A 12,252-nucleotide genomic window follows, 5' to 3' on the forward strand; every position below is an offset into this window, starting at 1 on the left:
CAGCGGAAGGAGGTATGTGATGCGCACGCCATGGTCCCCGCAACGAGCTGCCCCGGTCTCCGACAGCTGTGCGGTGGTTCCCGAGCGCTTCACTGCGGAATTGGCCCACAGCATTCTTCGGATCCACCGAAGTTGCCCGACCGACCAATGTGCTCGTCGCAAGGCCGCCGTCTTCTACCTCTACGAGCAGCATCAGCACGCCAACGGGACGCGGCAGCGACGGATGCGTTGACGGCAACCGTGCGGCTCTTGCGCTCGACCGGCGCGGGAGCCGCATCACGCCCGATACCGCCGGGTCGGAGGTTCGCGGTGGGGGATCGCTACTAACGTGGAGCCCATGGCTTTGGACAGTGGTAGCGCGATCTCAGTTGACAGCGCGGTGGTGGCGCCGATCGCCAAGCGGGTGCCGAAGGAGCGCGTGCACCACGGGGACGTCTTCATCGACGAGTACGAGTGGCTGCGGGAGAAGACGGATCCCGAGGTCATCGCATATCTGGAGGCGGAGAACGCCTATACCGACGCGCAGACCGCGAAGCTGGGCCCGCTGCGGGAAAAGATCTTCGAGGAGATCAAGTCGCGGATCCAGGAGACCGATCTGTCGCTCCCGACCCGGATGGGCGAGTTCTGGTATTACTCGCGCACCTTCGAGGGCAAACAGCACGGCGTGCACTGCCGTTGCCCGATCGCCGGTCCGGACGACTGGACCCCGCCCAAGCTGGAGGCGTCGGCCACCATGTCCGGCGAGGTGGTCCTGCTGGACTCCAACGAGCTGGCCGAGGGCCACGACTATTTCGCGCTCGGCGCGTTCTCCATCAGTCACGCCGGTGACATGCTGGCCTACTCGGAGGACACCTCGGGTGACGAGCGCTATGTCCTGCGCTTCAAGAACCTGACCACCGGTGAGCTGCTGCCCGACGAGATCACCGGTGTCACCCAGGGCGCGACCTGGTCACTCGACGGCTCGTACATCTTCTACTCGACCTACGACGACGCGTGGCGGTCCGACACCGTGTGGCGGCACAAGCTGGGCACCCCGATGTCGGCCGATGTCCAGGTCCTCCATGAGCCGGATGCCCACTACTCGGTGGGTGTGACGGCGACCAATTCGGAGAAGTACCTGCTGCTCTACGTCGAATCCAAGATCACCACCGAGAACTGGATCCTGGAGGCCGACAACCCGGAGGGCGAATTCCGGCTCGTCATGCCCCGGCGCGAGGGCGTCGAGTACTCGGTCGATCACGCGGTGGTGGGCGGCGAGGACAAACTGCTCATCCTGCACAACGATGTGGTCGACGGGGTCAAGGCCGAGAATTTCGTGCTCGCCGAGGCGCCGCTGCACGATCCCACGAACCAGACCATCCTGATTCCGCACCGCGACGATGTCCGCCTCAACGGCCTGGAGTCCTTCTCCGACAAGCTGGCGGTCAGCTACCGGCGCGATGCGATGCAGCGGGCCGCGATCTGGCCGCTGACCGAGACCGGGTACGGCGAACTGCACGAGATCGATTTCGGTCTCGAGCTGTTCGACTCCGGCTTCGGCGCCAACCCGGAGTGGGAGCAGCCGATGCTGCGGGTCGGGGTCACCTCCTACATCACCCCGATGAAGATCTTCGACTACGTGCCCGACACCGACGAGCTGCTGCTGCGCAAGGAGCAGGTGGTGCTCGGCGACTACAACCCCGGCGACTATGTGCAGCACCGGGATTGGGCGGTGGCCGCCGACGGCACCCGGGTGCCGATCTCGGTGGTCATGCGCAAGGACGCCGAGGGTGGGTCCGGGGGCGAGGGCGCCGGTCCGAAACCGTTGCTGCTCTACGGCTATGGCTCCTACGAGGCGCCGATGGATCCGTACTTCTCGGTGGGGCGGTTGTCACTGCTGGATCGCGGCATGGTCTACGCGGTCGCGCATGTCCGCGGTGGCGGCGAGATGGGTCGGCGCTGGTACGAGGAGGGCAAGAAGCTCGAGAAGCAGAACACCTTCACCGACTTCGTGGCCTGCGCCCGGCATCTGGTGGATTCCGGTGTGACCGCGCCGGACCGCATGCTCGCCGAGGGCGGCAGCGCGGGCGGGCTGCTGATGGGCGCGGTGGCGAACCTCGCGCCCGAGCTGTTCGCGGGCATCCTGACCAATGTGCCCTTCGTGGACCCGCTGACGTCCATCCTGGACGAGTCGCTGCCGCTGACCGTCACCGAGTGGGACGAGTGGGGTAATCCCCTGGCGGACAAGGAAGTCTACGAGTACATGAAGTCCTACGCGCCCTACGAGAACGTCGAGGCGAAGGACTATCCGGCGATCCTGGCCATCACCGGGCTCAACGACACCCGCGTGCTGTACGTGGAGCCGGCCAAGTGGGTGGCCAAACTCCGCGCCACCAAGACCGGCGATGCGCAGCTGCTGCTCAAGACGGAGATGAGCGCGGGCCACGGCGGAGTGAGCGGCCGCTACGAGAAGTGGAAGGAGGCGGCCTTCGAGCTCGCCTGGCTCCTCGACACCGTGGACCTGGCCGGCGCATAGGCTGCGAGTCCGAAACAGGAAGTGGCGGTGGGGAACTCCCGCCGCCACTCGCCGTTCCGGACCTTACTCGAAAATTCCCGCAGTTCGCTGCTCGGCCCGTGTGATTTCACCTTCTCGTGATCCGGTGCGGCCCAGTGCCGAGATATTTCTTCTGTCCTACAGCGCTTTTCGCCGTGGGGTGGTGGAAATCCCGGCGGCGGCGGAACTCTCGGCCGCGCTCACTTCTTGCCGGCTTTGGACTTGGTGGTCTTGGCCTTCGCGCGGTCCTTCGTGCCGTTGGCCGCGGTCTTGCCATCGGCCTTGGCCCGTACCGGTTTCGCCTTGGGGGCGGGGACGGCCGCGCGCGCGTTGTGCGGGAAGCCGCCCGCCTCCTCGCGGGTGAGCGAGGTCTTCATCGGGTGCTTGTCGAGCACCTTCAGGCTGCGGTGCAGGTCGGCGAGCAGCAGGTCGGCCATGTCGATGGTGAAGCCGTGGCGCAGCACCGCACGCATGATGATCTCGTTCTCGCGGTCGGCGGGCAGCGGGTAGGCGGCGATGAGCCAGCCGCGGGTGCGCAGCCGATCGGACAGGTCGTAGAGGTTGTAGTCGGCGCCGTCGGCCAGTTTCCAGGAGACCGCGGTGATGCCACGCCGCGGATCGGCATCATGGATGAGCTCGAACGGCCCGGCCTCGGCGATGCCCTTGGCCAGGTGCTGGCTTGCGGTGTAGATGGCGGTCTGCACATTGCGGTAGCCGGTGCGGCCCAGCCGGATGAACTCGTAGTACTGGGTGACGGCCTGCCCGCCCGGCCGGGAGAAGTTCAGGTTGAAGGTGGGCATATTGCCGCCGAGATAGTCGACGTTGAAGATGAGCTCTGCGGGCAGATCCTCCTTGGTCCGCCAGATGGCCCAGCCCGCGCCCAGCGGCGCGAGACCGGTCTTGTGGCCGGAGGCGTTGATGGACTTGACCCGCGGAAGCCGGAAATCCCAACAGATTTCGGGTGCGCAGAACGGGGCGAGGAAGCCGCCGCTGGCCGCGTCGACGTGAATGGGGATGTCGAGTCCGGTCCTGGCCTGCAGCGCGTCGAGCGCCTTGCTGATGCCCTCCACGTCCTCGAACAGGCCGGTGAAGGTCTGGCCGAAGGTGGGCACCACCATGATGGTGTTCTCGTCGCAGTAGGCGGCGACGTCGTCTGGGTGCATGGTGTAGCCCTCGCCGCGCAGCGGGATCTGGCGAATCTCGACGTCGAAGTAGCGCGCGAACTTCTCCCAGCACACCTGGACCGGGCCGCACACGAAGTTGGGGGTGCCGGTGCCGCCGCGCTTGCGCCAGCGGAATTTGGCGGCCAGGCCGCCCAGCATGGCGGCCTCGCTGGACCCGGTGGTGGAGGTGCCCAGCGTGCCCAGCGGATCTGGGGAGTTCCACAGGTCGGCGAGCATGTGCACGCCGCGCTGTTCGAGTTCAGCGGTCTGCGGGTACTCGTCCTTGTCGACGATGTTCTTGTCAAGGCATTCGTTCATCAGCCGCCTGGCCTGGTCGTCGACCCAGGTGGTGCAGAAGGTGGCCAGGTTCATCCGGGAGACGCCGTCGAGCAGCAGTTCGTCGTGGACGATCTGGTAGGCGACCTGTGGGAAGATCTCATGCTCCGGGAAGCCGCGGTGCGGAGCGGCGCGTTTGATGCCGGGCATCGCGAAGACGTCGTCGGGTTCCGTGGTACCGGTCATGTGGCCTCCGATCGAGATTCGGCAGGGGTTTGCCGAGATGATGGTAGCCAGCCCGTCATGATCGAAACTGGTTCAGCGAGCTACCGTTTCGTAATCAAGAGAAAGTTGCGGAACGGTTACTATTCGGCACTATGGGCTATCAGCATGTCATAGCGCAGGTGATGTCCGCCACGCACCCGCACCTCGGGACGGTGCGGTCGCCGATTGCCTTCCCGGCCTGGCCCAGGTCGATCCCGCCGGCACGGCCTTCAGCGACCTGATCGAACTGCAACTGGAGCACGGGATTCCGCGCAACCCCTTCGTCAATGCCGGGGCCAGCGTGGTTGCCGATCAGCTGCTGACCGACACCGGCGAAGCCGTGAACGCGCTGCGAGTTCTGCTACGAGCGGAAACCGGCAACCCGGCCCGACCGCGCCGGCCATCGAGACCACTGCTCGACAAGCTGGCGTCCTACCTGGGAACAACCGGTCACCTGGAGAAAGGTGAGACCGTGAAACCCGATACCGCCAAGTGATCAGGAGGATTCATGACCACAACCGCAGGGGTGCAGGAGGATTCGGAGGTGGCCGCGCTGCGCGCCGCCGTCAAGGAGCTCATGCCGCGTGCGAAAAGCGATCTCGCGCAGCTCGTCTCGTTCAAATCGGTGTACGACCCCCGGCAGTTCCCGATCGAGGAGTGCGAGAAGGCCGCGCGGTGGGTGGCCGACGCGTTCGAGGCGGAGGGACTCACCGAGGTCGGTCTGCACGAGACCCCGGACGGCAGCAATGCCGTGGTGGCCCGCAGCCGGGGCCCGCAGGGCGCGCAGACCATCATGCTGTACTGCCACTACGACGTGCAGCCGCCGCTGGACGACGCCGCCTGGAAGACGCCGGTCTGGCAGCTCACCGAGCAGGACGGCCGCTGGTACGGGCGCGGCGCGGCCGACTGCAAGGGCAATATCGTCGTGCACCTGACCGCGCTGCGGGCGCTGCGCAAGGTGTACGGCGACGACTATCCGGTCGGGCTGGTGCTGGTCTCCGAGGGCTCCGAGGAGCAGGGCACCGGCGGCCTGGAGGAGTTCGTGCCCGGTAATGCCGACCTGCTGCGCGCCGACACCCTGCTCATCTGCGACTGCGGCAATTTCGCGGTCGGCGTGCCCACTTTCACCCAGACCTTGCGCGGCAATGTGAATGTGGTCGTCACCGTCGAAACCCTCTCCGGCCCCATGCATTCCGGCATGTTCGGCGGTCCCGCGCCCGACGCGCTGGCCGCCATGATCCACCTGCTCGGCACCCTGCGCGACGTCGACGGCAACACCACTATCGACGGCTTGCGCAATGACCAGGTCTGGCCGGGGCACGAATATCCGGTGAACCAATTCCGTTCCGACGCGGGCGTTCTCGACGGCGTCCAGCTGCTGGGCGATGGCGAGGTCGCCGACATGCTGTGGGCCCGTCCGGCGCTCACGGTGCTCGGTATGGACGTCCCGCCCGTGGTCGGCTCCTCGGCGGCCATCCAGCCCAGGGCCCGGGCTCGACTCAACCTGCGCATCCCGCCGGGCACCAAGCCGGAGGATGCGCTGAAAGCCCTGACCGCGCACCTGAAGTCACACGTGCCGTGGCATGCGAAGGTGACGGTCGAGACCGAGGCGACCGGTTCGCCGTTCGTCGGCAGCACGGACGGCCCGGCGCGGCGGGCCATGTCGGCGGCCATGGAGGCGGCCTACGGCCGTCCCGCCACCACCGAGGGGCAGGGCGGGTCGATCCCGCTGTGCAATGTCTTCGCCGACACCTATCCGCAGGCGGAGATCATGCTCATGGGCGTGGAGGAACCGAAGTGCCTGATCCACGCGCCCAATGAGAGCGTCGATCCGACGGAGATCGAGCACATGGCCCTGGCCGAGGCGCTGTTCCTGGCCTCCTACCGGTGACGTCGGTGAGGCGGATTCGCCACGAGTCCGCCTCGGCCGCACTGGGTTACACAGCTCGTGCCGCCGGGCGGTGGCCGCTCCTGTCCGGCGGTGCGGCATCAGAATTCCGCGTGATCCTCGGGTTCGATGATCTTGAATTCGGTATTGGCGGGACTCATTTCGTTCAGCCGACCGAAATAGATGCCCTGTGCTTCGGGGGCGATGATGCCGTAGTGGATCGGGAACGCGACACGCGGATTTACCGCACGCAGGTAGTCCACGGCTTCACTGATGCGCATCCACGGAGCGACCGCGGGAATGGCGAGAACACCGACCGGAGTCGGCGGAACCCAGAGTGAATCACCGGGATGGACGAGTTGTGCGGGATCGTCCGGAGTGCCGAGTTGGAAGACAGTGTTGTCGATAACAGGGATCTCCGGATGGATGACCGCGTGCCGGCCACCACCGCCGGTAATTTGGACATCACCGACCTCGAGAACATTTCCGGCGTGAACCGGCTCCCACGGCTCGCCCCGCAGCAGTGCGGTCTGTGGATCGGAAAGCAGCCTGGCCTGCGGATTTGCCTCGATCAGCGCGTCGATCCGATTCGGGCAGATGTGATCGGGATGCTGATGCGTCACCGCAATGGCATCCAGACCGGTGAGGCCTTCGAATCCGTGCGAGAAATTGCCCGGATCGAACAGGATCTTGCTGCCGTTGAGCTCCACGAGAATGCAGGAATGTCCGAAATGGGCTATGCGCATGAATCAACGGTAGCCCGCGAGGCTGTGGTGTAGACCACGGACGGCACGACCCGGCGGTATGTCCGCCGCCCCCGCCAACTACGCTGATCAGCGATACCCCCGCCCGGCAGGCATGTATGCCGGGCGCCGCCCCACCAGCTGAGGAGCAACGCGTGGCACGTGTCGTGGTCGAGGTGATGCCGAAGGCCGAGATCCTGGATCCGCAGGGACAAGCCATTGTCGGCGCGCTGGGGCGTCTCGGGCACCCCGGCATCTCGGATGTGCGGCAGGGCAAGCGATTCGAGCTCGACGTCGATGACAATGTCACCGACGCCGACCTGGAGCAGATCGCCGAATCGCTGCTGGCCAATGTCGTGATCGAGGACTGGAAGGTCGTCCGGCTGTGAGCGCCCGCATCGGTGTCATCACCTTCCCGGGCACGCTCGACGACGTCGACGCCGCCCGGGCGGTGAAACTGGCCGGTTCCGAGCCCGTTTCGCTGTGGCATGCCGATGCCGACCTCAAGCAGGTCGACGCGGTCGTCGTCCCCGGCGGCTTCTCCTACGGCGACTACCTGCGCGCCGGCGCCATCGCGTCCATGGCCCCGGTCATGGGCGAGGTCATCAAGGCCGCCGAGCAGGGCATGCCGATCCTGGGCATCTGCAACGGTTTCCAGATCCTCTGCGAGGCGGGCCTGCTGCCCGGCGCGCTGACCCGCAACGAGGGCCTGCACTTCGTCTGCCGCGACCAGTGGCTGACCGTCGAGCAGACCGACACCGCCTGGACCACCCGCTACGAGCCGGGCGCCCAGATCCTCATCCCCGTCAAGAACGCCGAGGGCCGCTACCAGGCGTCCACCGCCGTGCTCGACCAGCTGGAAGGCGAGGGCCGCGTGGTGTTCCGCTACGCGGGCGGCAACCCCAACGGCTCGCAGCGCGACATCGCCGGCATCACCTCGGCCGATCGCCGGGTCGTCGGCCTGATGCCGCACCCCGAGCACGCCACCGAGCCGCTCACCGGCCCCAGCGACGACGGCCTGGGCCTGTTCCTCTCGGTGCTGGACAGCCTCGTCAAGGCGTAGCCGAACAGCTCCACGCCAGGCGGGACTAGATCCCGTCCAGAATTTCGAAGTCGACTCCGCCCGCCCTGGCCAGCCAGGTCGGGCGGATTGCTTGTACTCCCTCGAAAGCGACCTCACCCCACGGGGTCTCGACGGCCCGCCGGTCCGCCACCGCGGCCTGGATGCGCCGCACCTCGAGCGATCCGGCCAGCTCGGCCATGCCGCGCAGGGTGTGGATGGCCTCGTAGCTGGTATTGCTGAAATTGGTGAGCGTGGGCGCGAACCAGCCGTGCAGCCGGTGATAGCGGTCCAGCCGCTCCCGATCGTGCGGTCCGTTCACGAAGAAGCCCGACGGCACGAACAGATTGTGGTTCGCGCCGCCGCCCGCGGCCAGCAGCACGTTCTCGTCCACGGCCGGGCTCACCCGCACCTGCTGGCCGGACCGCCCGGTCCGGGAGAACTGCAGGTTGAAGCGGGCGACATCGGCGCCCACCAGCAGCACGATGATCCCGTCGGCCCGATCGAGCCGCGGATCGTCGAGGAACCGGCCGAAATCCCGGGTGCCCATGGGCATGAACATCTCCAGCGGAATCAGCTCCGGATCCTGCAGCGCCGCGCGCACGGCCTGCGCGGTGCGCCGCGGCCACACGTAGTCGTTGCCGATGATCGCCCAGCGCCGGGCCTCGAAGGACCGCCGCAGCCAGTCCAGCGCGGGCACGATCTGGTGTTCGGGATCCGCACCGATCATGAACAGCCCGTCCGGGACCGACTCCACGCCCTCGTGATCGGTGGCGAACAGATACGGCACCCGCCCGCCCGTCACCCGCTCCACCGCGCGGCGCACCGCCGAGGTGTGCCAGCCGGTGACCGCGTGCACCATGCCGGTGGCCAGCAGCGCCGCCACCTCTCCGGCCACCAGGTGGGGTTCGCGCCCGCCGTCAATGTGGGTGACGCGCAATTCCCTTCCCAGAATTCCGGAACCGGAGTTGATTTCTTCCAATGCCAGAGAAATGGCGGCCTCACAGGATGGCGCGAAGATACCGCCGGGTCCCTGCTGCGGAACTATGTTGATGATCTCGATGATGTTCTCGGGATTCCCGCCGAACGGGGACATGGGCTACCCTTCCCCTCGTTCAAGCGGTTTTCTGACGGGCGGGAAATATGGCGACAATTCTAGGTGGATTTTCCACCTTGCATGGAGCCCTCCGAGCGGCCGAGCGGAGTTGGCTTCGTCACCTGGACGCCGCATTGTGTGCGAGGCGACTCACCGCCGACCAGTGGTGCATGCTCACCAATCTGTCCGCTGACATCGGCATCACCATGAGTGAGCTGGCGTCGCGGGCGCAGCTGCCGCCGTCCTCGGCCACCCGGCACGCCGACCATCTCGCCGAGCGCGGGCTCATCTTCCGGGTCGCGGCGGCCGACGATCGCCGGCGTATCCTGATCGGATTGAGCCGCCGCGGTGAGGAATTGGTCGAGGAGGTGCGCGCCGAGGAGGCGCGAGCCGAGGCCGAAATGCGCCGCAGTCTCGGAAGTGACGACTATCTGGAGCTGGTGCGGCTGCTGGGCCGCGTCGCCGAGGCACCGCTACCGGACTAGCACGGCGCTGATCATGGTTGCCTAGGATCGAGCCCATGCCCGTTGCCGAGACCACCGCGACCGCCACAGGCCTGTGCGCATTCATCGATGCCTCCCCCTCGCCGTTCCACGTCTGCCGAACTGTCGCAGCCGAACTCGACGCGCACGGCTTCACCCGGCTGTCCGAATCGTCGCCCTGGCCCGCGGGCGGCGCGGGCCGCTACTACGTGGTGCGCGCCGGTTCCCTGGTGGCCTGGGCCGACGGCGGCGCGGACGCGCCCACCGGCGCCGGGCCGGCCGCCCCCTTTCGGGTGGTCGGCGCCCACACCGACAGCCCCAATCTGCGGGTCAAGCAGCATCCGGACACCGCCGTGGCGGGCTGGCAGATGGTCGGGCTGGAGCCCTACGGCGGCGCCTGGCTGAACTCGTGGCTGGACCGCGATCTCGGCATCTCCGGGCGACTTTCGGTGCGCGACGGAAATACGGTGCGGGAGCAGCTGATTCGCATCGACGAACCGATTCTGCGGGTGCCGCAGCTGGCCATCCACCTCTCCGACGACCGGCGCGGCGTGCAGCTGGATCCGCAACGGCACGTGAATGCGGTGTGGGGGATCGGCGGCGAGCCGCGCTCGTTCCTGGCGTTCGTCGCCGAACGCTCCGGCATCGATCCGGGCGCGGTACTGGGCTGGGAGCTGATGACCCATGATCTGGTGCCCTCCAGGCTGATCGGGCGCGACCTGGACCTGATCAGCGCGCCCCGGCTGGACAATCAGGGCACCTGCTACGCCGGGCTGCATGCCTTCCTGGCCGCCGTCGCCGCACCCGGCGCGGCGACGCCGGTGCTGGCCATGTTCGACCACGAGGAGGTCGGCAGCCAGTCCGACCGCGGTGCCCAATCCGGGCTGCTTTCCACGGTGCTGGAGCGCATCGTGCTGGCCCGCGGCGGCGGACGCGCGGAATACCTGGCGGCCCTGGCGGATTCGGTGTGCGCCTCCGGCGACATGGCGCACGCGACGCACCCCAACTACCCGGACCGGCACGAGCCCTCGCACCGCATCGAGGTGAACGGCGGGCCGGTGCTCAAGGTCAACCAGAACCTGCGCTACGCCACGGATGCCGCCGGCGCGGGCGCCTTCGCCCTCGCCTGCGCGCAGGCGAACGTCCCGCTGCAGCGCTACGTGCACCGGGCCGATCTGCCCTGCGGCTCCACCATCGGACCGATGACCGCGGCCCGCACCGGCATGTCCACCGTGGATGTCGGCGCGGCCCAGCTCGCCATGCACTCGGCGCGCGAAATGATGGGCGCCGCAGACGTTCCCGCATACGCCGCTGCTCTCGCGGCGTTCCTCACCGCCTCTCCGGGCCTTTAGCGCGCGGCCTGGGAGCCGTCGCGGCTTTCGCGCGCGTGCCGGCGGTCGGGTGCCGAACCGATTTCGGGCGTACCCGGGGAGTTACCCGACCCTTGCGAGATCAGTTGTCGCTTTGGGGATCCCGCACGGGATCTATGCGTTCAGCGCTTCGGCTCTGGCCGGGTCGGGCTTCGCGTGGTAACTCAGCGCGGCCACCACGAAGATGGCGAAGGTGAAGATGACGTAGCTGTTGCCGACGATCTGCTGCCACCAGTTCCAGGTGAGTTCGCGGTCGTGGTTGTGGGGGAGCAGCCACATCGGCCCGATGGCGAACATGACCACCGCCAGGCCGACCGCGCCGAGGAACGAGGGGTTGCGGCGGCCGCGGGCGACGGCGTCGGCGGCCACGAGCAGCGCGGGCGCGATCCACACCCAGTGGTGCGACCAGGAGACCGGGGAAACCAGCAGCACCGCAGCGGCATTCACCATCAGGGCCGCGACCGTCGCACCGGCATCGAGCAGGCGCTTCATCCACAGGGCGGCCAGCGCCACCGCGGCCACCGACAGCGTCAGCCAGATCAGCGTCGAGATCGAGGTCGAGTAGCCGAGCCGGAACACGAAGCCCTTGATGGACTGGTTGCCCGCATACCAGGGCGGGCCGATGCGGCCGGTATCGGACAGGGTGTGGAACCAGTACTGCGGCGAATCCTTCGGGAACAGTACGAATCCCACCGCCACCGCGCCGATCGCGGACAGCACCAGCGTGATCGCGCCCTTCCAATCCTTGCGCAGCAGGAAGTAGAGGAGGTAGCCGCCCGGGGTCAACTTCACCGACACGGCGATGCCGATCAGCATGCCGCGCGGCCAGAAGGGCTTGCGCACCAGGCAATCCAGCGCCACCGCGGCCATCAGCACCAGGTTGATCTGCCCGAACCCGTAGGTCTCGCGGATCGGCTCCATCAGCTGCAGCAATCCGACCGCGCCGATGACGACGGCCAGCCGGGTCTGCCGCGCCAGGCTCGGCCGGATCCGGTCCAGCACCACCCACAGTGTCGCGCCCAGCGAGGCGATGGAGACCGCGAGCACCGCCCACTCCGCGACGGCCAGCGGCATGATGGCCAGCGGCGCGAAGAACAGCGCGGCCAGCGGGGGATACGTGAACGGCAACCCGATCCCGTACACCGCCGGCATCGGCCCGTACAGATCCTTGCCGTCGAGCCAGGCCCGCGCGCCGTTCCGATACACCTGCAGGTCGATGAACCCGTGCCACAGGGTCGCGAAACTGATCACCGCGGATATCGCGAACAGCGCGACCGCGATTGCCAGCAGTTGCCTCTGCCGCCGTGTCAGCCCTCCAGGCGTGGTCACGGGCTTCTCGGTCGGATCCGCGACCCCGGATCGATCGTTCACCCGGAC

At 67.5% G+C, this 12,252-nt stretch carries 11 protein-coding genes; 7 read left to right on the forward strand and 4 right to left on the reverse strand.

Annotated elements, in window-relative coordinates; all coding sequences use genetic code 11:
- The first annotated feature begins 337 nt into the window (after positions 1-337).
- Positions 338-2,515, forward strand: coding sequence for a S9 family peptidase (locus ABZ909_RS14280; RefSeq protein ID WP_356998834.1), 2,178 nt, complete (start codon positions 338-340; stop codon positions 2,513-2,515).
- 218 nt (positions 2,516-2,733) lie between these two features.
- Here the strand turns inward: ABZ909_RS14280 and ABZ909_RS14285 are convergent, their stop codons facing one another.
- Positions 2,734-4,218, reverse strand: coding sequence for a glutamate decarboxylase (locus ABZ909_RS14285; RefSeq protein WP_356998837.1), 1,485 nt, complete (start codon positions 4,216-4,218; stop codon positions 2,734-2,736).
- 217 nt (positions 4,219-4,435) lie between these two features.
- Here ABZ909_RS14285 and ABZ909_RS14290 point away from each other — a divergent pair, with 217 nt between their 5' ends.
- Positions 4,436-4,732 (forward strand): glutaminase, encoded by a 297-nt coding sequence (locus tag ABZ909_RS14290; protein WP_356999250.1) that lies wholly within the window; start codon positions 4,436-4,438, stop codon positions 4,730-4,732.
- A 12-nt stretch (positions 4,733-4,744) separates the two neighbouring features.
- Positions 4,745-6,127 (forward strand): dipeptidase, encoded by a 1,383-nt coding sequence (locus tag ABZ909_RS14295; RefSeq protein WP_356998840.1) that lies wholly within the window; start codon positions 4,745-4,747, stop codon positions 6,125-6,127.
- Between the two features lie 98 nt (positions 6,128-6,225).
- Here the strand turns inward: ABZ909_RS14295 and ABZ909_RS14300 are convergent, their stop codons facing one another.
- Positions 6,226-6,870 (reverse strand): MBL fold metallo-hydrolase, encoded by a 645-nt coding sequence (locus ABZ909_RS14300; RefSeq protein ID WP_356998842.1) that lies wholly within the window; start codon positions 6,868-6,870, stop codon positions 6,226-6,228.
- Positions 6,871-7,022: 152 nt separating this feature from the next.
- Here ABZ909_RS14300 and purS point away from each other — a divergent pair, with 152 nt between their 5' ends.
- Entirely contained in the window at positions 7,023-7,256 is a 234-nt protein-coding gene (purS, locus tag ABZ909_RS14305) for a phosphoribosylformylglycinamidine synthase subunit PurS (protein ID WP_040803258.1), read from the forward strand.
- Positions 7,253-7,930: a phosphoribosylformylglycinamidine synthase subunit PurQ gene (purQ, locus tag ABZ909_RS14310; RefSeq protein WP_356998845.1), complete on the forward strand. Its 678-nt coding sequence runs from the start codon at positions 7,253-7,255 to the stop codon at positions 7,928-7,930. The genes purS and purQ overlap by 4 nt, the downstream gene beginning before the upstream one ends.
- A gap of 25 nt (positions 7,931-7,955) precedes the next feature.
- Here purQ and ABZ909_RS14315 read toward each other — a convergent pair whose 3' ends face one another.
- Positions 7,956-9,023 carry a substrate-binding domain-containing protein gene (locus tag ABZ909_RS14315; RefSeq protein WP_356998848.1) on the reverse strand — a complete coding sequence of 356 codons (1,068 nt, stop codon included), beginning with the start codon at positions 9,021-9,023 and terminating at the stop codon, positions 7,956-7,958.
- Between the two features lie 47 nt (positions 9,024-9,070).
- On the opposite strand from ABZ909_RS14315, the gene ABZ909_RS14320 reads away from it, so the two are divergent.
- Together ABZ909_RS14320 and ABZ909_RS14325 are read left to right on the forward strand one after the other, a co-directional pair.
- Positions 9,071-9,508 carry a MarR family transcriptional regulator gene (locus ABZ909_RS14320; RefSeq protein WP_356998850.1) on the forward strand — a complete coding sequence of 146 codons (438 nt, stop codon included), beginning with the start codon at positions 9,071-9,073 and terminating at the stop codon, positions 9,506-9,508.
- 35 nt (positions 9,509-9,543) lie between these two features.
- Positions 9,544-10,857: a M18 family aminopeptidase gene (locus tag ABZ909_RS14325; protein WP_356998853.1), complete on the forward strand. Its 1,314-nt coding sequence runs from the start codon at positions 9,544-9,546 to the stop codon at positions 10,855-10,857.
- Positions 10,858-10,989: 132 nt separating this feature from the next.
- Here the strand turns inward: ABZ909_RS14325 and ABZ909_RS14330 are convergent, their stop codons facing one another.
- The gene (locus ABZ909_RS14330) at positions 10,990-12,246 is read right to left on the reverse strand and encodes a glycosyltransferase 87 family protein (RefSeq protein ID WP_356998856.1); all 1,257 of its coding nucleotides are present in this window, start codon (positions 12,244-12,246) and stop codon (positions 10,990-10,992) included.
- Positions 12,247-12,252 lie beyond the last annotated feature (6 nt).

It is taken from the genome of Nocardia sp. NPDC046763 (assembly GCF_040645495.1).
Taxonomy (GTDB): Bacteria; Actinomycetota; Actinomycetes; order Mycobacteriales; family Mycobacteriaceae; genus Nocardia.